At 33.4% G+C, this 26,737-nt stretch carries 27 protein-coding genes; 15 read left to right on the forward strand and 12 right to left on the reverse strand.

What is annotated here, in order from left to right:
- Positions 1-11 precede the first annotated feature (11 nt).
- From BUC31_RS02245 to mutY, 5 genes are read right to left on the reverse strand one after another with little or no spacing between them, the layout of a single operon-like run.
- Positions 12-959 carry a pyridoxal-phosphate dependent enzyme gene (locus BUC31_RS02245; protein ID WP_073240854.1) on the reverse strand — a complete coding sequence of 316 codons (948 nt, stop codon included), beginning with the start codon at positions 957-959 and terminating at the stop codon, positions 12-14.
- Positions 960-968: 9 nt separating this feature from the next.
- Positions 969-1,529, reverse strand: coding sequence for a gliding motility lipoprotein GldD (gene gldD, locus BUC31_RS02250; RefSeq protein WP_073240856.1), 561 nt, complete (start codon positions 1,527-1,529; stop codon positions 969-971).
- Positions 1,519-2,847: a gliding motility-associated protein GldE gene (locus tag BUC31_RS02255; protein ID WP_073240858.1), complete on the reverse strand. Its 1,329-nt coding sequence runs from the start codon at positions 2,845-2,847 to the stop codon at positions 1,519-1,521. Before BUC31_RS02255 ends, gldD begins: the two co-directional genes overlap by 11 nt.
- 20 nt (positions 2,848-2,867) lie before the next feature.
- Positions 2,868-3,338: a single-stranded DNA-binding protein gene (locus BUC31_RS02260; RefSeq protein WP_073240860.1), complete on the reverse strand. Its 471-nt coding sequence runs from the start codon at positions 3,336-3,338 to the stop codon at positions 2,868-2,870.
- Positions 3,339-3,365: 27 nt separating this feature from the next.
- Positions 3,366-4,415, reverse strand: a complete 1,050-nt coding sequence (gene mutY, locus BUC31_RS02265; RefSeq protein ID WP_073240861.1) for an A/G-specific adenine glycosylase — start codon at positions 4,413-4,415, stop codon at positions 3,366-3,368.
- 127 nt (positions 4,416-4,542) lie between these two features.
- Here mutY and BUC31_RS02270 point away from each other — a divergent pair, with 127 nt between their 5' ends.
- The 4 genes from BUC31_RS02270 to BUC31_RS02285 all read left to right on the forward strand — a co-directional run bounded on the left by BUC31_RS02270 (position 4,543) and on the right by BUC31_RS02285 (position 8,442).
- Positions 4,543-4,833, forward strand: a complete 291-nt coding sequence (locus BUC31_RS02270) for an HU family DNA-binding protein (RefSeq protein WP_027065813.1) — start codon at positions 4,543-4,545, stop codon at positions 4,831-4,833.
- Positions 4,834-5,098: 265 nt separating this feature from the next.
- On the forward strand, positions 5,099-6,649 hold the full coding sequence (locus tag BUC31_RS02275) for an Rne/Rng family ribonuclease (RefSeq protein ID WP_073240863.1): 1,551 nt from the start codon (positions 5,099-5,101) through the stop codon (positions 6,647-6,649).
- Positions 6,650-6,738: 89 nt separating this feature from the next.
- Positions 6,739-7,926 carry a hypothetical protein gene (locus BUC31_RS02280; protein WP_073240865.1) on the forward strand — a complete coding sequence of 396 codons (1,188 nt, stop codon included), beginning with the start codon at positions 6,739-6,741 and terminating at the stop codon, positions 7,924-7,926.
- A gap of 39 nt (positions 7,927-7,965) precedes the next feature.
- Entirely contained in the window at positions 7,966-8,442 is a 477-nt protein-coding gene (locus BUC31_RS02285) for a regulatory protein RecX (protein ID WP_073240867.1), read from the forward strand.
- 18 nt (positions 8,443-8,460) lie between these two features.
- Here BUC31_RS02285 and BUC31_RS02290 read toward each other — a convergent pair whose 3' ends face one another.
- The 4 genes from BUC31_RS02290 to bioA all read right to left on the reverse strand — a co-directional run bounded on the left by BUC31_RS02290 (position 8,461) and on the right by bioA (position 13,083).
- On the reverse strand, positions 8,461-9,321 hold the full coding sequence (locus BUC31_RS02290) for a cupin-like domain-containing protein (protein WP_073240869.1): 861 nt from the start codon (positions 9,319-9,321) through the stop codon (positions 8,461-8,463).
- Between the two features lie 77 nt (positions 9,322-9,398).
- Complete coding sequence (gene bioB / locus BUC31_RS02295; protein WP_073240871.1) at positions 9,399-10,493, reverse strand: biotin synthase BioB; 1,095 nt, start codon at positions 10,491-10,493, stop codon at positions 9,399-9,401.
- Between the two features lie 113 nt (positions 10,494-10,606).
- Entirely contained in the window at positions 10,607-11,800 is a 1,194-nt protein-coding gene (locus BUC31_RS02300) for a beta-ketoacyl synthase N-terminal-like domain-containing protein (RefSeq protein WP_073240873.1), read from the reverse strand.
- A gap of 8 nt (positions 11,801-11,808) precedes the next feature.
- Positions 11,809-13,083 carry an adenosylmethionine--8-amino-7-oxononanoate transaminase gene (bioA, locus tag BUC31_RS02305; RefSeq protein ID WP_073240875.1) on the reverse strand — a complete coding sequence of 425 codons (1,275 nt, stop codon included), beginning with the start codon at positions 13,081-13,083 and terminating at the stop codon, positions 11,809-11,811.
- A gap of 108 nt (positions 13,084-13,191) precedes the next feature.
- On the opposite strand from bioA, the gene BUC31_RS02310 reads away from it, so the two are divergent.
- The gene (locus tag BUC31_RS02310) at positions 13,192-14,628 is read left to right on the forward strand and encodes an ArnT family glycosyltransferase (protein WP_244533993.1); all 1,437 of its coding nucleotides are present in this window, start codon (positions 13,192-13,194) and stop codon (positions 14,626-14,628) included.
- Here BUC31_RS02310 and bioD read toward each other — a convergent pair.
- Genes bioD through BUC31_RS02325 form a run of 3 tightly spaced genes read right to left on the reverse strand, consistent with a single transcriptional unit; the run spans position 14,623 to position 16,767 of the window.
- A complete protein-coding gene (gene bioD, locus BUC31_RS02315; RefSeq protein WP_073240878.1) occupies positions 14,623-15,240 on the reverse strand; it encodes a dethiobiotin synthase in 618 nt (205 codons plus the stop codon). The two genes, BUC31_RS02310 and bioD, sit on opposite strands and share 6 nt — an antisense overlap.
- 6 nt (positions 15,241-15,246) lie before the next feature.
- Entirely contained in the window at positions 15,247-15,630 is a 384-nt protein-coding gene (locus tag BUC31_RS02320) for a putative signal transducing protein (RefSeq protein WP_073240880.1), read from the reverse strand.
- Between the two features lie 3 nt (positions 15,631-15,633).
- On the reverse strand, positions 15,634-16,767 hold the full coding sequence (locus BUC31_RS02325) for an aminotransferase class I/II-fold pyridoxal phosphate-dependent enzyme (protein WP_317614926.1): 1,134 nt from the start codon (positions 16,765-16,767) through the stop codon (positions 15,634-15,636).
- A gap of 330 nt (positions 16,768-17,097) precedes the next feature.
- On the opposite strand from BUC31_RS02325, the gene BUC31_RS02330 reads away from it, so the two are divergent.
- From BUC31_RS02330 to BUC31_RS02375, 10 genes are all read left to right on the forward strand, one after another.
- The gene (locus BUC31_RS02330; protein ID WP_073240884.1) at positions 17,098-19,374 is read left to right on the forward strand and encodes a PAS domain S-box protein; all 2,277 of its coding nucleotides are present in this window, start codon (positions 17,098-17,100) and stop codon (positions 19,372-19,374) included.
- Complete coding sequence (locus BUC31_RS02335; protein ID WP_073240886.1) at positions 19,374-19,784, forward strand: response regulator; 411 nt, start codon at positions 19,374-19,376, stop codon at positions 19,782-19,784. Before BUC31_RS02330 ends, BUC31_RS02335 begins: the two co-directional genes overlap by 1 nt.
- Before the next feature lie 74 nt (positions 19,785-19,858).
- Positions 19,859-21,658: a M61 family metallopeptidase gene (locus BUC31_RS02340; RefSeq protein ID WP_073240888.1), complete on the forward strand. Its 1,800-nt coding sequence runs from the start codon at positions 19,859-19,861 to the stop codon at positions 21,656-21,658.
- Positions 21,658-22,191: a GNAT family N-acetyltransferase gene (locus BUC31_RS02345; RefSeq protein ID WP_073240890.1), complete on the forward strand. Its 534-nt coding sequence runs from the start codon at positions 21,658-21,660 to the stop codon at positions 22,189-22,191. Before BUC31_RS02340 ends, BUC31_RS02345 begins: the two co-directional genes overlap by 1 nt.
- A gap of 148 nt (positions 22,192-22,339) precedes the next feature.
- Positions 22,340-23,047: a hypothetical protein gene (locus tag BUC31_RS02350; protein WP_073240892.1), complete on the forward strand. Its 708-nt coding sequence runs from the start codon at positions 22,340-22,342 to the stop codon at positions 23,045-23,047.
- A 370-nt stretch (positions 23,048-23,417) separates the two neighbouring features.
- Positions 23,418-24,407, forward strand: a complete 990-nt coding sequence (locus BUC31_RS02360; RefSeq protein ID WP_073240896.1) for a hypothetical protein — start codon at positions 23,418-23,420, stop codon at positions 24,405-24,407.
- Positions 24,374-24,544, forward strand: a complete 171-nt coding sequence (locus tag BUC31_RS20230) for a hypothetical protein (RefSeq protein WP_170861917.1) — start codon at positions 24,374-24,376, stop codon at positions 24,542-24,544. The genes BUC31_RS02360 and BUC31_RS20230 overlap by 34 nt, the downstream gene beginning before the upstream one ends.
- A 204-nt stretch (positions 24,545-24,748) precedes the next feature.
- Complete coding sequence (locus BUC31_RS02365; protein ID WP_073240898.1) at positions 24,749-25,447, forward strand: hypothetical protein; 699 nt, start codon at positions 24,749-24,751, stop codon at positions 25,445-25,447.
- A gap of 204 nt (positions 25,448-25,651) precedes the next feature.
- Positions 25,652-26,212: a DUF2975 domain-containing protein gene (locus tag BUC31_RS02370; RefSeq protein ID WP_073240900.1), complete on the forward strand. Its 561-nt coding sequence runs from the start codon at positions 25,652-25,654 to the stop codon at positions 26,210-26,212.
- Positions 26,213-26,222: 10 nt separating this feature from the next.
- Complete coding sequence (locus BUC31_RS02375) at positions 26,223-26,735, forward strand: DUF2975 domain-containing protein (RefSeq protein WP_084134925.1); 513 nt, start codon at positions 26,223-26,225, stop codon at positions 26,733-26,735.
- Positions 26,736-26,737: the final 2 nt, after the last annotated feature.

The following is a 26,737-nucleotide window of genomic DNA, read 5'->3' on the forward strand; positions in this document are numbered from 1 at the left end:
AGCATCATATTCTAAAAAGGTAAATTAGAAAGATCTACATTACCACCAGATATTATAATACCAATTTTTTTATTCTGAAAAACTTCTGGCTGCTCTTTTGATTGTTTCAAAACTGCAGCCACAGTTACCGCACTAGAAGGTTCTATGATAATTTTCATACGTTCCCAAACTAGCTTCATCGCAGCAACTATCTCATCTTCGGTAATTCTAACGATACCGCTCACGAGCTCCTTTATTATTGGGAAATTCTTATCTCCCAACATTGTTTTTAATCCGTCTGCAATGGTATTTGTTGTTTCATTACTTTCTATTTTACCGCTTTGTAGAGAGCGGTATGCGTCATCTGCTTCAAACGGCTCAGCACCATAAACTTTACAATTATTTCCAAAATATGAAGCTGCCAACGCAGAACCTGCAATGAGACCGCCACCACCTACTGGGCAAAATATAAAATCTAAATCGGGTTGTTTTTTAAGCAACTCTAATGCAGCAGTACCTTGCCCTAAAATAACATTGATATCGTTGGATGGATGCACAAAAGTAGCTCCTGTCTTCAATCCTATTTCATCAGCAAACGCTTGCCTTGCTTGAACGGTTGGCTCACACTCATATATTTTACCACCATACTCTCTTACTCCAACTTTTTTGACTTCTGGCGCTGTACTTGGCATTACTATATGCGCTGTAACACCAACACTCTGCGCCGCTAATGACAAAGCTTGGGCAAAATTACCGGACGAATGTGTTACTACTCCACTTTTCTTTTGCTCTTCTGATAATTGTAAAATTGCATTGGTAGCACCACGCATTTTGTATGCGCCTGCCCTTTGAAAATTTTCGCATTTAAAAAATACTTGAGCACCAACCTCTTTATCAACTAGTCTAGAAGTTAAAATAGCTGTTTTATGAACAAATGGAGCTATTCGTTTATGACAATCTAAAAGGTCTTGTTTTGTCATCATACGGCTTTATTTTTTCCAACGAAGTGTTTCTATAATTCCCCTGATGTCATTCTGAAGATATGAAGCTGCTGGTAGAATGGAGTCATAATTCGGTTTTGTATAAAAATATACAGAACCCGTTAAAAAGTGTTCAGTACTATCGGTGACGTAAAACTGAGATTGCGAAGCTGCATTACCCTGCACCTCAAATAAAGAACCATAAATTTTATTATCAGGATTTACGTACGGCTGCTCTACAATGTTATCCGCTTTTGCAGCATGTTCATAGCTAAGCCTTTTAGAATCGTTAATTAATTGATCCAAATTACCATCAATCTTTTTATAGCTTAGAAAAATAGCACCTTTCATTTCAGGATATGAGATGGTGTACGCTTTATCGCCATTCAACTCTGCATTTGCTAATTGATTGTATTTAAAACTAAAGTTCTCTGTTTCTAAATCTGCTAATTTACCCTGAGGATATTCCAACCGCATTTTAGCCTTAGGTTTAGGAAGTGTAGGTTCATCATTACAACTAACCATCAAAAGAAATACTACTAAAAATCCAACGAACAACTTACTCTTCATGTGGCAAGGTTACTTTTATTTGTTTTAATCTTTTTTTATCCATTGCTTCTACAACAAAGGTAAAAGACTCAAATACTATTTTCTCTCCACGTCTTGGAAAACTTCCTGCCTTTTCTAAAACAAAACCAGCCAAGGTTTCTGACTCTCCTTTATTCTCTTCAAAGATTTCACTATCCTCTAATTTAATAACTCTATAAAAATCTTTAAGAGGCGTTTTTCCTTCAAAAACATAATTGAAATCATCTAATTTCGAAAAAATTAAATCTTCATCATCAAACTCATCACTAATATCACCTACAATTTCTTCAATAATATCTTCTAAAGACACCAAACCAGAAGTACCACCATATTCATCTACAACTATAGCCAAGTGATTTTTCTTCTCTTGAAATTCACCCAATAAATCATCTAATTTTTTATTCTCAGGTACAAAATAAGGCTCCCTGATTAAGGTTATCCAATTAAAGGTTTTTCGATCAAGGTAAGGCAACAAATCTTTTACATATAAAACACCTTTTACAGTATCTATGTTCTCTCCAAAAACAGGAATTCTAGAATATCCGTTCTTCTTTATTTCTCCTAAAACTTCAAGAAACTTCATTTGCTCATTAAGAGCAAAAATATCTATTCGAGGTCTCATTACCTGCTTGGTATCTGTATTACCAAAGGTTACAATACCTTCTAAAATCTTTTTCTCTTCTTTAGTAGTATCGCCATGAGAAGTTAAATCTAATGCCTGTGACAACTGATCAACACTTAAACTTGATTTCTGCTTACCAAGCTTGTTGTACAAAAACAATGTACCAGAACGCATTGGCAAGCTTAGTGGTGAAAAAATAAAATCTAAGACACGTAACGGATAAGCCATTAAATGCGCAAAACTCATTCTATTTCTGTTGGCATATACCTTTGGCAGAATTTCACCGAACATTAAAATAAGAAAAGTAGCCACCACAACTTCTAAAAGAAACCGCTCTGAAAGCACACCAAACCATATTCTATTGATATTCGCAAAAAGAGTATCGCCTATGATACTAAACAATAACACCACACCAATGTTAATAGCATTATTTGCTATTAAAATGGTAGCTAATAATTTTTTTGGACGCTCTAGAAGCTTAATAAGAATTGAACTTTTAGCAGATTTTTCATCTTGCAGCTCTTTAATCTCAGTTGATGAAAGACCAAACATAGCCACTTCTGCTCCAGAAATAAGTGCAGAGCAAACAAGTAGTACACATAGTACAACTATATTCATTGCAAAAACACCGTTCACAACTAATGTTGTCATTAATAACGGTAAGGGGTCTGGGTCCAATAGTTGTTATTTAAATTTTGTTAAAACGGTAAATCATCATCCTCGTCTGGACTTGCAGGTGCAGGTGCAGACGCTTTAGATGGCGCCTTATTTTCAATACTTGCTGGTTTCTGAACACTTGGAGCAGAACCACCATTGTTTTGCATACCTTCTTTCTTGGTAGTCAAAAAAGTAAATTCTTGTACATGTACCTCAGTTGAATATCTGGTATTACCATCTTCACCTTGCCATTGACGATTTTTCAATCTGCCTTCTACATATACCTTATCACCTTTACTTAGATATTTTTCACAAATTTCAGCAGCTTTATTCCTAACTACCACATTGTGCCAATCTGTATTTGTAACACGTTCACCAGTAGATTTATTGGTATAGGTCTCATTTGTAGCTATTGGAAATCTACCAATACTACCGCCTCCTTCAAAATAATGCATTTTAACTTCATCACCTAAATGCCCAATCAACATTACCTTATTTAATGTACCGCTCATAACTTAAAGATATAAAAATCAAAAGTACTAAAATTTAAATGCTTTGATAAAATCTGCGATTAAAACTGGCACCGGAAAATCACTTATTTCTTCAACAGGAATCTTATTTGCAAAATCATCATTTATATACACCAACCAGAACTTTGTATGTAAGTGTTGATGCGATAATTTGTGAACGATTGCATTTACATTGTATGCTATTACTTCGTTAGACTTCATATCGCCAAGCACTTCTTTATACCTTATAGAAATATCATCTATTTCTAATACATCATCTGACTCAAGTAAAGGAAACTGCCATAGATTCTGCCAAATACCTTTACCTATTCTTTGATGTATACTTGTGAATTGATTTCCATCGGCATCCTTATATATAGGTATAAGATAATTGAAGTATCGATTACGCACTTTCACCTTCTTTAACTTTACTGGTAAAGTATCTACCAAGCCTTTTTCTAGAGCTACGCAACTATCATTTAAAGGACAATGTAAGCATAAAGGCTTTTTTGGCGAGCACTGGATGGCTCCAAACTCCATAATACCTTGATTATAATCTCGAATATTAGCGGGATCCATGACTTTTTGAGCCAAGCTTTTAAAATATTTGATGCCTTCAGTACTATTAATAGGAGTGTCTATACCATAGTATCTAGAGAGCACTCGATACACATTTCCGTCTACCACGGCTTGCGCTTCATTGAAACAAATAGACGAAATGGCACTTGCGGTATAGTCACCGACGCCTTTCAGTGTTAAAAGTTTCTTATAATTATCAGGAAATTTTCCATTATACTGCTCAACCACCATTTTTGCAGCTGCATGAAGATTTCTAGCTCGTGAATAATACCCGAGTCCTTGCCAAAGTTTTAAAACTTGCTCTTCATTTGCACTGGCAAGATCATAAACTGTTGGAAAATTTTCTACAAAACTCAAGTAATACGGGGTTCCCTGAGCTACACGCGTTTGTTGAAGAATAATTTCTGATAGCCAAATTTTGTATGGATCAGTACTCTTGCGCCATGGTAAACTGCGCTTATTTTCATGATACCAATCTAAAATTTTACTCGAAAATGACATGCTATTCTATACTAAGTGATAAAAGTAGCAGTTTATACACTTAAAATTAACCCATTAGAAAGAAAGATTGAATTTAATTTATATATTTGCAACCCGAAAAAACATACAGAAAATCTAATATTGAAAGATGACGAAAGCGGAAATTGTATCGAAGATCTCAGATAAGCTGGGAATTGAAAAAGGAGATGTACAGGCAACTGTTGAATCTTTTATGGAAGAGGTAAAAACATCATTAGAAAGTGGTGATAATGTTTACCTAAGAGGTTTTGGTAGTTTTATCATTAAAACTAGAGCCGAAAAGACCGGTAGAAATATTTCCAAAAACACAACTATTAAAATACCCGCTCACAACATTCCAGCATTTAAGCCTGCAAAGGTTTTTGTAGAAGGAGTTAAGAGCAACGTACACGTAAAATAATTAATCTTAAAAAAAGAACTTTATGCCAAGCGGTAAGAAAAGAAAGAGACATAAGGTAGCTACACACAAGCGCAAGAAGCGTAGAAGAGCTAACCGACACAAGAAAAAGTAGTTTTAATAACTACTTTTTCTTTTTTTAAAATACGTTCATTGACATAGAGATCCAGAATTCGGATTTCGGCAAATACATAAGTATTTGTCTATGGTATTGTTTAATCAGTTCGTTCCCTATTTTAATAGGCGAAACGACTAAAAATATATTCAGGTGAATAGAGAATTAATCGTAAGATCTAGTTCCCAATCTGTTGACTTTGCCTTGTTAAAGGACGGAAAACTCACTGAACTGCATAAAGAAGAAAATAGTAACGACTTTTCTGTAGGCGATATTTTTCTTGCCAAAATCAGAAAGCCTGTTACCGGGCTTAACGCAGCGTTTGTAAACGTTGGTTATGAGAAAGATGCATTCTTGCATTACCACGACCTTGGTCCGCAGTTATCTTCTATGCTTAAGTTCATTAAACAAGTGAGTACAGGAAAACTAAATGATTACACTTTAGGAAATTTCCCGACCGAGACCGATATTGACAAAAATGGTGTTATTACCGATGTCATAAAAGCGAACCAATCATTATTGGTTCAAATTGTAAAAGAACCTATATCTACTAAAGGACCAAGAATTAGTTCTGAGCTATCAATTGCCGGACGCTACTTGGTAATGGTTCCTTTTTCTGACCGAGTATCCGTATCTCAAAAGATAGCGAGCAAGGAAGAAAAAGACAGGTTAAAAAGACTAGTTAGAAGCATTAAACCTAAAGGTTTTGGTGTTATCATTAGAACAGTCGCAGAAGGACAAAAAGTTGCAGAACTGGACAAAGATCTAGAAAACTTGCTGAACAAATGGACAGCAATGTGTAAAAAATTACAACGTGCTCAAACACCATCAAAAGTATTTGTAGAACTCAATAGAGCATCTTCTATTTTAAGAGATGTATTTAATGATAGTTTTACCGGAATACATGTAGATGACGACACCTTATACAATGAAATTAAGGATTATGTGTCGGAAATTGCTCCTGAAAAAGAGAGCATCGTTAAGCACTACAATAACACCAACGTACCTATTTTTGAGAAATTTGGTATTGAAAGACAAATAAAAACGTCTTTTGGCCGTACTGCCGCAATGAGCAAAGGCGCCTATTTAATTATAGAGCATACAGAAGCACTTCATGTAATAGACGTAAACAGTGGTAACAGATCAAATAAAGCCAAAAACCAAGAAGACACTGCCCTAGAGGTAAATCTTTTATCCGCATCAGAAATTGCAAGACAATTACGTCTTCGTGATATGGGCGGTATTATAGTTGTAGATTTTATCGATATGGTAAAACCACAACATAGAAAAAGGCTATTTGAACATCTTAGAGATGAGATGAAAGATGATCGTGCCAAGCACAAAATACTACCTCCTAGTAAATTTGGTTTAATTCAGATTACCCGACAAAGGGTACGACCTGAAATGAATATTAAAACAACAGAAGAGGACCCTAACAATGCAGGGAAAGAGGTGGAAGCACCTATTGTTTTAATAGATAAAATTACATCGGACCTTGAAAAACTCCTTAAAGGACCTGCAAAAGACAACAGTATATCACTAAATATACACCCGTTTATAGCAGCCTATATTACAAAAGGTTTTCCATCAATGAGAACAAAATGGTTCTTAGAATACAAAAGATGGATTAAAATTCAGCCGCGTGATGCGTATACGTATCTTGAGTATCGTTTTAAAAACAAAGACGGCAAAACAATATATTAATGAAAAAAGCGATTTCCTTACGGAGTCGCTTTTTTTGTTGCCAAAAATGAATGAAGCACATTAACTAATCTTAACCATTTCAATTGAAGATGAAAAAATATCTATCTGTATTTCTATTGACTTTTTTGAGTTTCAACACCTTTGCCCAAATTACTTTTGAACCAGGCTATATTATTGATAATTCTGGAGAAAAGATAAATTGCCTTATTAAGAACAACGACTGGAAAAACAACCCAACAAAATTTGAATATAAAACTGATTCAAATGCTGAAGTACAAGAAGGCGCAATCTACAATATAGCCGAGTTTTCAATTGACAACGGAAAAAAGTATGTTAGAAAAGAGATAAAAATAGATAGGTCTAAATCGATTCTCAAAAGATTAAGTAAAATAAAAGAAGCTGAATTTACTTTAGAAACTTTATTTCTTGAACAGTTAATTGAAGGTGATGCAAATTTATTTTACTATGAAGATAGTAATCTCGTAAGATTCTTTTACAACATAAACAACGCTCCTACAACACAATTAGTTTATAAAAAGTATCTGACTGAAAACAATCGTATTGGAGAGAATACTGAATATAAAAAACAGTTGTGGGACGATTTGAAATGTGGTAATTCTTCTCTTAACGATGTTAAATCTACTGATTATAAAAAGTCAGAATTACTTTCGTTTTTTACTTCATACAATCAATGTAAAAACCCTAGTTACATAAGCTCTACCACTTCTCAAAGGGATAATAAAGACGTATTTAATCTAGGTATACGTGCTGGTTTAAATTCCGCCTCTATGGATTTTAAGTCACCTCAATCAAGTACTAATTTCGAACTAGAAAACAACTCAAGTATAAGATTTGGTGTCGAACTTGAAGCTGTTTTGCCTTTTAATAAGAACAAATGGTCTTTATTTATCCAACCAATGTATCAAACATTTGAAGGTGAAAAACAATTGGAATTTCAAAAAGTCTCAGTAGATTACAAATCAATTGAAACCTCTATAGGAATAAGACATTACTTTTTTCTAAATTCCGATTCTAAAATATTTTTAAATTCTGCATTTCAAATAGACACGGCTTTAGATTCTAAGATAGATTTTGAATCTAGTAGCGATTTTGAAATTGAACCCCGTACTTCTTTTAATTTTGGATTAGGTTTTGCTCACAAAAATGCTAGTATTAAATTAAACTATAATCCTAGAAGAGCACTGCTTAGTAATTATTCAGCTATTTCATCTGATTACAAAGTACTATCTATAGTACTTGGATATAACTTTTTTTAAACGCGAAAAGTTACTGTTGGTTTATTACTTTTGAGACGTATGAACCAAAAAACTAAAGGCTATACTGTACAGGAAGCTACTAAAAAGATAGAAAGTTATTGTGCTTACCAAGATCGCTGCCATAAGGAAGTGGTTGCGAAATTGAAAGACATGGGTATGATTCCATTAGCAGTAGATACTATTATAGCCCAACTTATTGCAGACCGATTTTTAAATGAAGAGCGCTTTGCAAAAAGCTTTGCCCGTGGTAAATTCAACATTAAAAAATGGGGAAAGAACAGAATTGTCAGAGAATTAAAATTTAGAAACATCTCTAAATACAATATCACCATAGCGCTAAAAGAGATTGAACCTGAAGCATACTTAACTACTTTAGATGATTTAGCGAATAAAAGATTGCAACAGATTACTGAAACCAACATTCAAAAGCGCAGAAAAAAATTAGCAGATTATCTTTTATACAGAGGTTGGGAGAGTCATTTGGTGTATGAGAAAACATTTGAGCTTATAAAATAACACTCATTCAATCTCAGTTTACACTTTTTGATTTTTGTTAGTTCTAGAAATGGCTTCCCTATTTTTCCAATCTATCCAATCTTGCCCTTTTAACTTACGCATTAACACATCATAGTAACGCATTATTAGAATGTTGTACGATGCTTTTGCCAAGTTTTTAGGATTACGCGCTAATCCTCGTAAACTCATTGAAAACCCCGGTGTGTTGTATTTCATATAATGCCAATAACCTTCTGGCATATATAAAACCTCACCGTGTGATAAAGTAGTTTTAAATCCGTTCGCATTTTTCAAAGCAGGCCACTTAACATAATCAGGATTCGAAAAATCTATACTCTCATGTGTAATTAGCGAATGCGGAACCTTATAAAGGTTCTCCGTTTCTGACTGTGGAAACAATATCACTTCCTTTTCTCCATTGAAATGAAAATGAAATATATTCGCCAAATCGATGTCGTAATGCATAAAAGTGTACGAGTCTCGTCCTCCGAAAAACATCATTGGCACACCTTTTAAAAGCTTTAATCCAAAATCAGGAAATCTATAATCTTTCTGTAGTACAGGTACTTCCTTTAAAATATTCCAAAGAAAAATTCTATACTTGGTAGGCTCCTTTTTCAAAAGATCAACATATGCTGCCATTTTCATTTTGGCATGTGGTTCATTAAAACCATCTTTATGCTGAACTGGTCTATCATCATACAAAGGCACGGTTATATCACCAGCTACTTCTTTAATATAGTCTAAACTCCACTTGTTATAAGCAGGCCAGTCTTCAATTACCCGTTCTAATACAACAGGTTTTTGAGGCTTCAAGTAGTCGTTAATAAAGTTGTCCTTGGTAATATGTTTTACCCTCGGAATATCTGCTAACTTCAATTACACATGGTTTTTTAGGGAAACCAAAGGTAATTAACGATACCAAAACAATTTCTTAAAAAAGTATTAATGTGACCTTAGTCAATAATTTTAGCCTTCTGCTTCGCAGTTTCATTACGTTCAATAGAATGACCTGGTCTAGACCATTTTGGTTTTTCACCTAAAGATCCAATTTGAGAATCTTCTGCTTCTACCGTTTTAGGCTGAGATACCTTGGTAAATGGCTTTTGTGGATTTAAACCTAACATTTTAAACATCGCCATATCCTCATTTACATCAGGATTCGGAGTAGTCAACAATTTATCGCCAGCAAAAATAGAATTTGCACCAGCAAAGAAACACATTGCCTGCCCTTCTCTACTCATTTCAGTTCTACCTGCAGATAAACGTACTTGAGTTTCTGGCATTACAATTCTTGTAGTAGCTACCATACGAATCATATCCCAAATAGAAACCGGCTCAATATCTTCCATAGGCGTGCCTTCTACAGCAACCAATGCATTGATCGGCACTGATTCTGGTTGCGGATTCAATGAGGTTAAAGCAACTAACATACCTGCTCTATCTTCTAACTCTTCACCCATACCAATAATACCACCGCTACAAACGGTAACATTACTTTTACGAACATTTTCGATAGTATCTAAACGATCTTCAAAGGCACGAGTAGAAATTACATCTTTATAATAATCTTCTGAAGTATCTAAATTGTGGTTGTAAGCATATAAGCCTGCTTCTGCTAAACGTTTTGCCTGATTCTCGGTAATCATACCTAACGTACAACAAACCTCCATATCAAGCTTATTAATGGTGCGTACCATTTCTAACACTTGATCAAATTCAGGACCATCTTTTACATTTCGCCATGCAGCACCCATACATACACGAGAACTACCTGATGCTTTTGCTCTAAGCGCTTGAGCTTTAACCTGAGAAACAGCCATAAGATCATTACCTTCAATGTCTGTATGGTAGCGAGCAGCTTGCGGACAATACCCACAATCTTCTGGACAACCGCCTGTTTTTATAGAAAGTAAGGTAGAAACTTGAACCGTATTTGGGTCATGATTTTTTCTGTGCACAGTTGCAGCTTCATAAAGTAGCTCCATTAAAGGCTTATTGTATATTTCTAAAATTTCTTCTTTTGACCAATTGTGTCTTGCTTCGCTCATATAATCTTAGGTTGTTACCAGGGTTCAAAAATAACTGAATTTAAATTGAAAAAATAATTGGTAGGTTTTAAAAAAATTACCACACCGCTACATCCGTTATGTTTTAGCTTAGTTTATCCGTTTTTACTTACTAAAATACTCACTGCATTACCACCAAAACCAACTGCGTTCACCAGTATTTTTTTAATATTTCTATTATTAGGTTTCGCCTCAATAAAAGGCACCGAAATCATCTTATCATGTTGTAACATTAAAACCGCCAATTCTAAATTTAGCATACCTGAAGTGGCGAAAGTGTGACCTATTTTCCATTTATTGGTAGTCAATTGAGGCTTGTGATTTCCAAAAACTTCTTGAATGGCATTATATTCTGATGAATCTCCTTTAATAGTGCCAGGCGCATGCATTACAATTGCATCTACCTCAGTAACATCTAAATCGCCTAAAGCCATTTTCATAGATTTCTGAAAACATACGGCATTAGCTGAAATAGAAGTATTATGTTTCAATATTTCTGTAGCATACCCTACTCCATCTATTATTGCCAAAGCATTATTTACCACTCCTGTTTCTAAACAAGCAACTGAAGCAGCTTCACCCAAAATCATTGTATTATATTCTTTTTTCAGGTTTAGTGCTTGGCAAGGGTAACTTCGGCTTCGCTCAATTACCGAATCAGAATTTGAATCGGGTGCTTTTGCGTAAATTTTTAATGCCTTCATTTGGGCAATGGTGAAATTGGTCAGCGGAGCTTCACTGGCACCTACCAAAAACTTAGTTGCCATTCCGCTACTGAGCCAAGCCACGCCGTTCAATACCGAATGCAAACCTGTTGAACAGGTTATGGAATGAGATATTTCTGGTCCAGTGGCTCCTAAATCATGAGAGACCCATGAAGAAATATTACCTAATGTGGTTGTTGGTGAGCTTAAGGTTGATGAAATACCAGTATCTAAATATTCTTTATGATATTGCTCAAATAACTTTGTTGCTCCACGAGACGACCCCATGTTAATTCCGAATTCAGCTGTGTTTTCCCAACCCGATCGCTTCACTGCATTTCTTGAAGCTACCATTGCGAAAAGCACACTATCATCTAATTTTTTGTATTTACTATCAGACAATCTAAGTTCATCTACTTTTAATCGTGCAGATGATGATAATGGCGCTACCCAAGATTTACCTTCATTCTCTTCAACCAATGAAAAGTAATGTTCGTTATTCTGATATGCCATCCAAGTTTCTTCTAATGTGCTACCTAAAGGTGACACAGAAGCTATGGCTGTTATGGATATTTTCTCTTTCAAATTCTAATCTAAAATGTATCTAAAGCCTCTGTAATGGCTTCGTAAATTTTCTGTAGTTGAACATCTGTAATTATGTAGGGTGGCAATGTATAAATAGTATTACCTAAAGGCCGCAACAAAACCCCTCTTTCTAAAAAGAAGTTATATAGCTCATCTCGCAAACTACCATAACGTTCCATTTTTATTTCAAGGTCTATAGCAAGAATAGCACCCATTACCCTAACTTCTTTTACCCTCTTATGATTCTGAATATTGTTGGCAAATGAGACATGTGCATTTTCAATATAGTTTCTTCTTTCTATAATTTTTGGAGAATTTAAAAGTTCAATTCCTGCCAAAGCAGCTGCACAACCTAAAGGATGCGCGCTAAACGTATGCGCATGAAAGAAACCTTTATGCACCTCATCACTAAGAAAACGATCATAAATTTTTTGCGTACAGCTAGTAATACTTAGAGGGAACATACCTGCCGTTAGCGCTTTACTAAGACAAATGATATCTGGTTTATTCGTTAAATTATCGGATGCAAAATTCTTACCCGTTTTACCAAAACCGGTCATTATTTCATCTGCTACACACAGAACTTCATACTCTTGACAAAGACCGACCAAAGCATCTAACCCTTCGGCTGAATGAAATTTCATACCTGCTGCACCTTGCACTAATGGTTCAAAAACAAATGCTGCACATTTATTTTCCGCTAAAATTTGAGAAAGTCTACTTTTAACTTCTTCTATATTATCTTCTTGCGGAGTAGGTATTCGTATTACTTTTAAAAGAAAATCTTCAAACGGACCGTTGTAAGACGACAAACCAGATGCACTCATAGCCCCAAATGTATCGCCATGAAAACCATCTTCAAAAGCAATTAGGGTATCTCTTTTTTCTCCGTTATTATGAAAATACTGAAGTGACATTTTTATAGCTGCCTCAATAGCCGTAGAACCGTTATCGTTAAAGAATAATTTTGCTTGATTATCTGGCAAAATGGCCATTAATTTTTCAGATAATTCTATTGCAGGTTCATGAGTTAGACCACTGAACATTACAAAATCTAATTTTTGCATTTGCTTGGTCATTGCAGAAGTAATATAGTCATTTGAATGACCGTACATTACGGTATACCAAGATGCAATACCGTCAATATATTCGTTTCCTTCCTCATCAAACAATATTGCACCCTTTGCTTTGGTTATAGGTAATTGTGGTTTACCCAACTTATGTTGAGTTAAAGGATGCCATAAATATTTTTTATCGCGAGTAGATAGATTTTCCTTTTTCATAGAATTTATAATTCTTCATTTTATCTATCTTGCAAAGATCGGGAATTAAACCGCAACAAAGAGATGCCCTTAAAAAGAAACAAAAAAGCGTTTTTAAATTTTTCCGAATTGAAGAATACAGCTGTATTCTTCCTATTCTTTTTAATCACATTTTTCATTCGTTTCCCTTTTTTCTTTAGAGATTACGTGGATCGCGATGAAAGCACTTTTATTTTGTTAGGTCAATCTTGGGCAAATGGTTTTTTACCTTACACACAGTTGTGGGATTTAAAGCCCCCACTAACCTTTGCTTTTTTCGCAGCCATTATATCCATATTTGGCAAAAGTTTTATAGCTATTCGGCTCGCTGGTGTATTTTTAGTGGTCATTACCGCATTTTACACCTATAAGATTGCACTTACTATGATACCTAAAAAGGCTTCTATTTTGGTTGGGGCGTTTTGCATTGTTCTATTAAGCCTTTTTGGCAGTCTACAAGGTGTAATGTCTGAACATATATGTATCGCCTTATTTGTGCCTGCAATTTACCTTTTGCAATCAAAGAAATCTAATGCCTATGTTTTCTTAGCAGGAGTTTTAATGGGTGCCACGGTTATGGTGAAATTGAATATGGCTTTCCCTATTTTATTTATTGGCCTGTTCTTGGTTTATGAGGGTGTATTTACAAAAAAGAATAGTAGTTTTTTCTCTATTTTGTTATTTGCCACTGGTGTTATAACCGTAATTTTAGTAACTATTATACCTTACTACTTAAGCCACCAAACTTATATTTGGTGGGAATCTGTAGTACTAGCTCCTTTAGAATATACCGGAGCAAGAAGATATTCCATTTTTAAACTCGCACCTATTTTTGTAATTACAGGACTTTTTCTTGTATATGCCTACAAAAGCAAAAAGCTAGATTTCAAAAACAGAACTGTTCAACTGCTTTTAGTCGCTATTATTGGAGTCTTATTTTCTTTTATAAAAGGCGGAAGAATCAATGGACACTACCTTATTCAATTACACCCCATGTTACTTATTTTAGTTGGTATAGTCATCTACAACTTAATAGTGCAGTACAAGCCAAAATTACCTTTATACGCTGCATTCATTGCTTTATTGATACCTGCTGAAAGTTATCTGGAATATGTAAATGTTGTAAAGAATAAATTTGAAAAAGGTACTTTCTTTAATGGGGAAGGTTTTTCTGCCCCGCAATATATTTTAGAACATAACTTAGATACTGAAAACATACTATTTTTTGAATATCATATAGGATATTGGAATTTAGACACCTTACCACCTACTACAGCTTCTACGCACCCAAGTAATATTTGTAGAGACGAGCTGTTTCCTTTTTTTTATAACCCAAGAAAAAACTCAATCGAAGAACTTGAATATATTATGGAAGAATTACAACCCAAAACGGTTGTAATACGAAAAGGCAGACGGATTTTAGACAAAAAAGAAGTTGAGGAAAACGAATATCTAGATGCCTATTTAGCGGAACACTATAAAGTATTTGCTACAATAGATAATGCTGAAATCTTACAGCGACTATAGTGTTCTTAAAATACCCTCAAATTTATTGGCATACTTTTTAATAACCTCTTTGTTAAATTCTTTTTCTTCATCTATTCTACCTATTAACGATACTCCTGTTTTATGAAGAATAATATTTTCTGTATGAGGATTTGCATCTCCGCTAAATAATACCGAAACATCATAACCTTTATGCAACAACCATTTTATAGTCAATAGCGAATGATTGATACTACCTAAATAATTTCTAGAGACCACTACTACTTTATAATCGGGCATGATGATGTCGAACATGGTATCTTCATCATTTAAAGGAACCAAAATACCGCCAGAACCTTCAATAATTAAATTATTAGAAGTTTCTGGTTCATTAATATGAAATCTATCAATTTCAATACCTTCAATTTCAGCCGCTGCATGCGGACTCATAGCTGCTTTTAAATTATAGCTACTAGGGTGAAATTTAGATTTCTCGTTAGATATCAATCTCTTTACCTTATCTGTATCTGTGTTATCTAAATCACCTGCTTGTACCGGTTTCCAATAATCTGCTTGTAATGCTTCGGTAAAAATTGCCGATGCAATAGTTTTACCTACCTCTGTTGAAATTCCTGTTACAAATATCTTTTGCATGTATTCTTACTTTGAGTTAGTGATCATTCCACAATTTAGGCACTTATATTTTCTTTTTTCAAAAAAAGGAAAAAGTTTATAAAATACTCCCTTACTGTTATAATAAGGTTCAGATTTTTGAGCCTTGCAATTAGGGCAAACAATAGGTTCCCCATCATTATCTACAGCATAAGCCCTTATCTCATCATAAATGGCAATTGCCCGTTCTTTATCTTTAGAATACACCTGCAGTTTTACTCCGCCAATTGCATTGCTGATTAACGGATCTGAATTTAAGGTGTTTTCATCCCTAAGAAATACAGGTATACCTTCAGACTCAAGTTTGCCTTTTACAATTTGCACATCGGCTACATATTCAAAAGAAGCTAGCTGATAAAATTTATCTTCCATATGTTATATAAAACTAGCTAACAATTTTACCAATAGGCCTATTTCTTCTTTAGAATTAAAACTATGCAAACAAATTCTAAGTCGTTCTTGACCTTCAGGTACGGTGGGCGATAGAATTGCCTTAATATTGAAACCTTTATCAATTAATTTTTTCGATACTAATTTAGCTTTTTTAGAACCAGAAATTATGCATCCTTGTATGGCGGTATCACTTGGTATAAAAAACTGTTCAATCTTATGTAAGCCCAGCTGCTTTTTAAAATAAACTATATTTTCCGTCAAAAGAGTTTTGGGCTCCTTTCCCAATTCACCCATATATTCATGTGCAGTAATAATAGTAGCCAAGGTATGTGGCGTTAATGCTGTGGTATAAATGAACGGTTTAGCAAAATTTATTAAATAATCTTTTAAATCATCAGAACCAAGTACCGCCGCACCATGGCAACCAAAGGCTTTACCAAATGTTACCGTTCTTGCAAAAACATCTTTCTCAAGACCTAATTCTGGTATGAGTCCTTCCCCATTACTTCCTAAAACACCAACTGCATGAGCCTCATCTACTATTAAATGATATCTATTAGATTTTGTAAATTTTGCAATTGCTTTTAAGTCGGGCGTATCACCATCCATAGAAAAAACACTTTCGGTCACTATATAAACAGCGTATTCTTCATGGTCATTTCTACTTGTATTTAGCGCTACCTTTTCCTTTAGGCTAGACAAATTGTTATGTAAAAAACTATATGCCTTAGCATTGCTCATTCGTATACCTTCTCTTATACTGGCATGTACATACTCATCATAAAATATTATATCACCTCTTTGGGGCACTGCACTAAATAGCCCCATATTGGCATCATAGCCCGAGTTAAAAACTAATGCAGCATTTGATTTATAAAACTCAACTAATAACGGCTCTAATTTTTTATAAAGTTTATGATTTCCTGATAAAAGTCGAGATCCCCCAGACCCATTTGACGCAACACTTTCTGTCAACAATAATTGAAACGTTTTGGAAAATAAAGTTTCATTAGTAGCAAAACCTAAGTAGTCATTGGACAAAAAATCTATTAGTCCGTCTAGAGAGCTTAAAGAGCGAAAGGTCTCTTCTTTTTTACGATTTTCTAATACTTTCAATAATTTTTTAGGCAGTTGGGTCATATGGCAAAAATAGCCTTTCTACGAAATGAATGGTATCTAATTAACGAATTCCTGTAATTTTTCTAACCTCTACATCTATATTATTGAAAATAATTTAAGGTTATGTTAAAACTACTGATAAAATCATTTTATAAATCTGATTAATAGCTACTTACAAACATGAATAATCGCAATAATTATGAAAAAAAACCACTTATTACGTGTGAAAAATAAACTTAAAGCATATTTTTGCTTCTTTTTTTAAAGAAATTTCCTACTTTGACGTTAAAGTATTGGATTAAGTACATGTCTTTTGACAATGATTAAATGAACGGGAGTAATATTTTAGATACGAATAGGTTAAAAACATTAATGTCTTATGACATTATGGACACGCACCCAGAGGTCATTTATGATGAAATAACATCACTTGCCGCCTCTATTTGTGATACACCTACAAGCCTAATTTCTTTGGTAGATGATAAAAGACAATTTTTTAAATCTCACCATGGTTTAGAAATTAATGGCACACTTTTAGAAGACTCTTTTTGCAAGCATATCATTGCAGACGATGTTAATTTATTAATAGTAGAAGACACCCATAAAGATGTAAGGTTTCGTGATTATAATTTAGTAAAAAACGACCCGAATATTGGTTTTTATGCCGGTGCATCGTTAACCGCAGAAAATGGTCAACGCCTTGGTACCCTTTGTGTTCTAGACTATGAACCAAAACAACTTCAGCAAGCTCAAATTAATGGTCTACAAACACTTGCAAAACAAGTGATACAATTGTTTGAACTTCGTAAATCTAGAAAGATTGAAGAAGATCAGAAAATAGATTTGGAACAAAAAGGTAAACTTTTAGACAACATTGTTAATGCTACCGGAATTGGTATTTGGGAACGTAATCTTATCAATGACACTCTTACTTTAAATGAACAAGCACTTAGTATTTATGGTTTAAACAAAACAACGTTATCAGAGTTTAAAACCGATACATGGTTCAGCCTTATTCACAAAGATGATTTAGCCGAAGTACAGAAAAAAATGTTCGATTGCTTAAGCTACCCTTCTGATGGATGTAGTGTTCAATACAGAATGTTACAAAAAGGAGGCGATTACAAATGGATACAAGATAAGGGAAAAGTACTTCAGTGGAGTGATAACAAGAAACCACAATTAATGTACGGTACCGTACAAGATATAACTGAAAAAAAGAATTACACTACAGAGCTTCAAAGAGTTAAAAATAACCAAGAAGCTATGATCAATAGCACTAAAGACTTAATGTGGTCTATTGATTTAGAATATAGGCTTATAACTGCAAATACCGCATTTCACCAACTAGTAAATAAAATTCAAGGTAGGCCTTTTAATGAAGGTGACCTGGTTTTTTCTGACCAAGTAGCAGCTCAAGTAACTGAAAAATGGAAATCTTACTATAAAAAAGCTCTTACGAGTGGTCCATTTTCAGTAAAACAAAAAATTCAAGATCCAAAAAAATTCTGGACAACTTATGGCCTTACCTCATTTGATCTTCTGTATAATAAAGAAGGTGAAAAAATTGGTATTACCTGCTTCTCTAAAGATATAACTTCAGAAGTATTATCTCAACAGGTACTTATAGGTGCAAAAGAAGAGTTACAGAAAATAATGGATACTTCTCTCGATATTATCTGCACCTTAGATGAAGATGGATATTTCTTAAGTATCAATAAAGCATGTAAACAAATTTGGGGCTATGAACCTAAAGACATCATAGGTACCCGATATCTAGAATTGGTTTATGATGAAGACATTAAATTAACCGAAGATTCTGCCGAATCTGTTTTATCAGGTAAAAAGGTTGTCAATTTTGAAAATAGGTATAAGCACAAAAATGGAGCTATTGTACCTATGTTATGGTCATCTAATTGGGATAAAAAAGATCGCGTCTATTATTGCATTGCAAGAGATAATACTGAAAAGAAAAAAGCTGAATTACTATTAAAAAATAGTGAGCGACGTTACAAAACATTGGTTCAAGAAGGTAGTGATATGATCTGTATTGTAGATGAAAAGGCAATTTTCTCTTATGCTAGCCCTACTTCAACCAAAATTTTAAATATAACGCCAGAAGAATTTGTAGGCACAAATGCTTTTAATCATGTTCACCCAGATGATTATGATATAGTTTACAGCGAATTCATGAAGGTTCTTGACATACCGCAAGTAACTATTAAACCATTTCGTTTTAAGCATGGATCTGGTCACTGGATCTGGTTAGAAACCGTTATCACCAATAAACTCGATGAACCTACCATTAATGGCATTGTTGTCAATTCTAAAGATGTTACCACTAAAGTGCTGCACTTAAACGCGATTGAAGAACAAAATGCTCAGCTTAAAAAAATTGCCTGGACACAATCTCATATCGTTAGAGCACCTGTTGCAAGATTAATGGGTTTAATTAATTTATTAACAGATGATAAAGGAAAATTAAACGTTGAAGAAAAAGAACAAGTGCTAAATTATATATTTACCTCTGCAGATGAAATAGATAATGTTATTAAAGACATCGTTGAAAATACTATCAACGTAATTGATATAGACAAAAATTAATGAAGTACCAACTATTACTAATTGAAGACGATCCAATTTTTACTTTTTTACTCGAAAAAGGAATTAAACATACCGAACTAAAAGGTGAAATTATTAGTTTTTCTAATGGAAAACCTGCTATAGAGTATTTAACAGAAGGGTATTCAGAATCTAACAACTATATCATATTTCTTGATCTTAACATGCCCGTAATGAACGGTTGGGAATTTATGGATCAATTAGAAACATTTGCAAAAACCGAAAACTGTATGGTTTTTGTCTTGACTTCTTCTGCCTATCGTAATGATATAGAGCGCTTAAAGAAAAAACCCTTGGTGGCAGATTTCGTAACCAAACCAATTACCGAATATATATTGAATGGTATTAAAGAAACTATTGAAGATAGATTCGAAAAAAATCAGCCCATATAATTTACCTTCCATTTTATAAAACGAAACTGCTTACCACATGAATTAGCTTCTGTATCTTAGCTAAAAATCATCGTATGCGCTACCTTATAATAGTATTACTTTTTTGTTTCAAATCGGTACAACTAGTTGCACAAACCAACAACTACGCCATCTCTTTCGAAAATGCCGTTCATCATGAGGCTAAAATATCAGCTACGTTTAAGCAAATAGCTGAAGATACTTTATCATTAAGAATGAGCAGAACTTCGCCTGGTAGATATGCCCTTCACGAATTTGCTAAAAACGTTTATAATTTTAAGGCTAATGACAGTAAAGGAAATGCATTGAAGATTACTAGAAATAACCCATATGAATGGAAAGTTTCTGGTCATGATGGTACCGTTATAATTTCATATACCCTTTTTGCAAACAGAGGCGATGGCACTTATTCTCAAATAGATGAATCACATGCTCATTTAAATATTCCGGCAACATTTATGTATGCGCCTTCTCTTAGTGAAAGAAAAATTGAAGTTGATTTTAAAACAAGAGATGATCTTAATTGGAAGATAGCTACGCAATTACCTCATGTAAAAAAAAATACCTATAGCGCTCCTAATCTGTATTATTTTATGGATAGTCCAACGGAGCTAAGTAATCATATGCTGCGAGAATTTAATGTTGACGGGCAAACAATAAAATTAGCGTTGCATGACCCTGGTACCGAAGAAGAAGCAGACGCATATTTTGAAAAAGTAAAAAAAGTGGTTCTTGCCGAAAAAGAAGTTTTTGGTGAACTACCTTCTTTCGATTACGGTTCTTATACTTTTTTAGCCTGTTATATACTTAATGCCTCCGGTGATGGTATGGAGCATAGAAACTCCACCATTTTAACGAGTACCAGAACTCTAGCAAATGGCGGTATGGAGGGTAATATTGGTACCGTTTCTCATGAGTTTTTTCATAGCTGGAATGTAGAACGTATACGACCAAAATCTTTAGAACCTTTTAATTTTAAAGAGGCCAATATGAGTGGCGAGCTTTGGTTTGCAGAAGGTTTTACGAGCTACTACACCAATTTAATACTTTGCAGAGCAGGATTGATTACAGTAGAAAAATATGTGGAGGGATTAACGGGTACTTTCAACTATGTATGGAATTCACCTGCCAGACAATTTTTCAACCCAATAGAAATGAGTTACCAAGCTCCTTTTGTTGATGCATCTACCTCAGTTGACCCTGTAAATAGAGAAAATACCTTTATTTCTTACTATTCTTACGGTAGTGTTCTTGGTTTGGCTTTAGACCTATCTTTAAGGGAGAAAGACTTGAATTTAGATGATTTCATGAAACAGGTTTGGAATACCTACGGAAAATCTGAAAACCCGTATACCATAGAAAATCTCAACAACTCTTTAAACCTTTATGCTGGTAAAGAATTCGGTAATAACTTCTTCAATAGTTTTATATACAAAAGCGAAATGCCGCAGTATAATGAACTATTTAAAACAGTAGGTGTTAGTTTGTCTCAAAACGCCGAAACAACCTATTTCGGAGCCGCTGTATCTATAACAGATGATTTAAACGGTAAAATTAGAAGCAATACCAAAATTGGGAGTCCTGCTTACCTTGCTGGGTTAGATAAAGACGATATCATTACTTCAATAAATGGCGAATCATTCCCTAACGGAATTCAATTTAATACGTTTATTGAAGATGAATTCAAACCAGAAGACACCCTTTCAATAACATTTTTACGAGATGGTTTAGAAAGAAAAACAGAAGTCACTTTAACCTCTAACCCTAACTATACTATTAGCTTGGTTGAGAAAAATGAAAAAGCTCCTTCTAAAAAAATATTAAAAGCCCGTAAAGCTTGGCTAAAAGTTGAGTAATGAATTTGATATATACCACCGCCAAAACCAATGAAGAATTAATACAGATTCTTTCTTTACAGCAGATGAATTTAAAGTCAGCTGTTTCTAGCGATGAAATGGAAAAAGAAGGTTTCGTTACCGTTCACCACACTTTAGATGTGCTTACTAGAATGAATAATGCCTGCCCACATATTATTGCGAAAGATGGTGATAAGGTTGTAGGTTACGCTCTTTCAATGACCTCAGATTTTAAAGATGAGATTTCTGTTTTAAGACCAATGTTTACTGAATTAGAAAACGTAAACATTCAAAATTTCATTACTATGGGGCAAATTTGTGTTGCTAAGACCCATAGAAAAATGGGTATTTTCCGCGGACTTTATAGCGCTATGAAAATAGCCTCCTACCCAAAATACGACGCGATAATTACAGAGGTTGACGCCACCAACAACAGATCACTAGGTGCTCATTATGCCGTAGGTTTTGAGAAGATTTGCACTTACAGTTCTTTAGACCAAGATTGGGAATTGATTTCTTTGAAGACTGGTTGATTAACAATTAACGATAAGTTTATGAATCTTTATTCAAAATGAAAACTAAACACTTAAAAGCAATTCTAGATCCATCTGTAAAAGGAAATATAAATAGCGTTCCGGACAGAATTGCCGCTGTAAACAGAATTTTAGATGCTTATTAATAATGAAGTATTATCAAATTTTTTCACCTGATGAATATTGGTTTCTATACTGTAGCCAAGAAGAAATTGCCCGATTGCAGTTAGATGTACATTTATTAAGAAATAGAGAAAGGTGGGAAAACCCTAAACCTATTGAGTTGTATGTAGATACTAATGTTCCAGATCATGAGCAATTAGATTTTAATGAACCCATTTTGCACAATACCATGTTATGGTCTAGCGGTGGCGGAAGTCAGAAATGGCATAAAGCTGCTTTTACACCTTTTACAAGAGGAATTTGCCTAAGTGATGCATTGTTTAAAATTTTAAATGATTTTACTTTAACGGAAGATCAATTCTTAGAACTAAATGTTGACAACTATCAAAAAAAGACCAAATATAAATATTGGTTATTTTATCCAATAAAACAATGGAACTTTCCACATTTAAGTATTGAAAACTCAGTATTTAAAAAAGTAAATAAAAATAACAAAAACGATATAACAATCTTAAAAACGTCATCATATGATGAGTTGCTTGAGATAAAAAAAGCCAACTATAAAAATTATGAATTTAACCCTTCAACTTTAAGTTTAAAAAAGAAATATGATTTCTTATTTGATGGTTACACGTTTATTGTATCCGAACGTTTAAAAAACGCTATAGAAGAAGCTGACATGTCAGATGTTTTCTTTTATGATTTGGATTATGAGGTTATCGTTAAAAAATAAAATTGAAGCTTATAATCCCTGCCTAATGGAACAGAAGAGCATTAACCTAATAAACAGAGCCCAAATTTATAGATGGCTATTTAACCGATATTTCTAGTTTAAACGACTTAGAATATATTTTTGAAGCCCGTAAATTAGGTGCTGGAGGAGAAACTTTTATTAAAAACCAAATTAAAGAGTTGTTTTCTGACCCTGTAAAAGGACAAAGAATCTTTAACGCTATTTGGGAGAATTCCAGTTTAAGGAATAATTTGTTTGGGGATATTCCAGTTAACCAATTAGATTTAATAAAAGATTCTAAGAAAACCCTTTTTGATGGTTGGGTAAATAATTTAGACCCAAAATTATATAATTTTACTACAGTTCAATAATGCTAAAAAAGTTAGATAAGAAAAATAAAGTTAAAAGTATTGATGTCGATACTAATTTTGAAATAATCAGATTTCAAAATAAAGAAGTCACTTTAAACAACTTTAATATTAAAGATATTATTTCAGATAGTTTTGATGTTTTTTTTATTCATTTAGAATATTTGCATTTTGTTTTTAGAACTAATGAATCCAGCATTCTAACAAATACTGATTTTAAAATAATTCAAAAATTTGATAAAAATTTTGTTTTTTATAATGATATAATTTTATGTAATAAAAATTATAAAATCATATCGCCTAGAATTGATTTTAATGAAAATGGGGAGATTTTATACAATTTAAAAATTTATGATTTTAAAAGTAAAAAGATTGAAAGTGATTTAAATAATAACTTAATTGGATTCAAGTATTTAATAGAAAATAGTATTCTAGTAAATTGTAATAAAAACAAAAACCACCTCCAAGCCTGCTCACTTCCCACAGCAGAACTCCTTTGGCAGTTCAACCTTTCAGAATTAGGTACTTGGCTGTATGATAAAAAAGAAGAACGCCTTTATGAGGTAGATAAATTCATCGGCGTATATAACAATATGCTGTTGGTTTCTTGTTTTTCAGGCGTAATCATTGCCTTAGAACTCCAGACAGGTAAATTATTGCACAAATGGTCTACGTACCCAGAAAGCTACACAATGGATAGGTTTACCGTTTCCGGCATAAACCCATCGCATTGTTGTCAGCTAGATACTCCAAAAAATACCTTAGTAGGTTTTAACTTCTTTACCCTTTGGAAAATTGATTTACAAACCACCCAACTTAAAGTAACAAATTTAAAAGATGAGTTTGCCAAACACGATTTGCGAACCGTTAAGAGAACCATGGGTTTTGTAGTAACCCAGACGCATTACATAACAACTGCCGAAACTACAATCAAAGAACACATAAATAGAGGTTTAGATTGTTTAATAGCAATAAACAAACCCACACTATAGATTGGAAACACCAATTTGCAGAAAACGAAGCCTTAAAAAGTACAGATATTCCGCAATATGCCAACGAAAAACTTTACCAATTAGACTGGGATAATACATTACACATTTTTGAAAGAGAAGAAAATGAAACTGTATAAATAGTAAGTAAAAAGGATACCTAGCTAGCGCAAGCAGAAATAAGAAAACATAAACGCTAGCGCAAGCGTTACGCTTGTGCCCACAACATTAAGAAACAAAATGAGTAGAACTAAATTACAATAATGCAAAACAGTAACTGGACAAGCTAGAACCTCGCGTTTTTAGATATCGCGTTTATATAAAACTCAAATAAGTTATAGACAATGGAAATAAAACTAACGGAAGGAAAAAAGGAATTATTTAAGGTTTGTAAGCCTTGGTTTAATGATGAAGGATTTATTTTTCAAAGTAAAAGACCTGTTTCTTTTATAAAGGAGAATGAGGATATTATTGTTCGCCTTGGATTTACATTTACTTTACGAAGCAACACGCATTCAGGAACCGTTTTTCACATTGGATTTAAGAAAGTTGAAAATATCATATTAGAAATAGGATTACCAAATCGTGACTTATCAAAAATAGCGCTTGGTGATGATTATCTAGATACTATTTTTGATAATGATTTTGTTAATACTTACAAGCAAATAAAATTCAATGTAGACTTTTCCACAATCGAAGGTTTCCGGCAATGGGCCCATTTAATTGTGGATTATGCCCAAGGTCCCGGTCAGGCTTTTATAGATACCTACTCCTACCTGCCCAATGTACTAAAGGAAATGGACCGCTTAGAGGCCGAAGGAAAATATTGGAAGGAGATTTTGGTTGGATTAGCCGATTATGATTTTAGAGGCTTGATTATTTCCAAACTTTGTTCCGATCCTTATTTTGAAGAAAAGGTAGCCTCTCGTGATGAGGTTTTTTATAAGGTACCCCAACTAAAAGATTGGATTCCGTATTACAATAAGTTAAAAGAACGCCTTAAAACGATAGAGCCTCTTTACCCGTATTATAAAAATGTGTGAGATATGAGATATTGACTCTCGCCGCTAGCTCAAGCGTAATGCTTGTATCTATAACTGTAACAATGTGGACACGTAATTAAGATTCAAATTTGATCGATACCTCTCTATAGTTTTACTAATAAAAATAAAATACAAATCATTCTTTTTAATTTTATTATTGTTTTTCGATAATTTTTATATATTTGTTATCGTTAAACAATAATAATGGGAAAATTTTATAAATTATTAAGATGGATTATAGTTGGTTTAATATTTACTTTAGGATTAAATTTCTTAGGTATTTTGGTCAAAATAATTAGGTACTTCGTCTATGGAGAAATTAATCTTAAAAAAATCCTATCTATAAATTTCGATCAATTTTTTTCGGATATAGAGTTTATCATAATCTGTTTAATTATTGAATTACTTTTAGGCTATTTGCTATACCTCCTTTTAAAACTAATATATTTCTCTTGGACCTTAGACGACAATAAATTATTCTCAGAAAAGAGCTATAAACTATTATACTTATCAGGTAAAGTGATTATATTCATTTCTATTTTATTTATTGGAATTGAAATATTCTTAGATATTAAATCAATAGACCAAAGCTTTCCATTAGCTGAAGAAACATCAACATATCAATTTGGTTATATTCTTGGGGTCCTGTTAAAAATACTATACCAATGGATTCCCCTTTTAGTACTCGGGACTATTACTTTAATTTTTGCTGAACTAATTGAAAAAGGTACGACTCTTAAATCTGACAATGACTTAACTATATAAAAAGAATACAATGAAAATATTCGGTCCAAAATCACTTTCATCATTCTTCTATTATATATTCAGAAGTATTTCAATCGTACTCTTAGCTTTTCTAATCTATATGGAATTTGCTTTTGTTACAAATAGATTTACTGTACAGGATGGTAGATTCAATATGAAAATTCCCCTTACTGGAAATTCTATACAAGGTGATTATCAGTTTAGTGACATCCTAACGATTACCCTAATTTTAATTTTCGGAATTCTACTGCTCTATTTACTTTCTAATATTTTTAAAGCCCTAAAACAAACTGTCATATTTAATAAAGGCATCATAAAAAATCTAAAATTCTTAACCATTCTTAATTTAGTAATTGGTCCTATTTTATACTTTCTTATCCATTACCCAATAATGCATAAGACTGAATTTAGAAATATACACAACCTTATTCTACTGATTATCTTTGGAATGATTTCTCTATTTCTTACTTACGTATTTCAAAAGGGCTATACCGTACAATCTGAAAACGATCTAACCATATAACT

Source organism: Maribacter aquivivus, assembly GCF_900142175.1.
Lineage (GTDB): Bacteria > Bacteroidota > Bacteroidia > Flavobacteriales > Flavobacteriaceae > Maribacter > Maribacter aquivivus.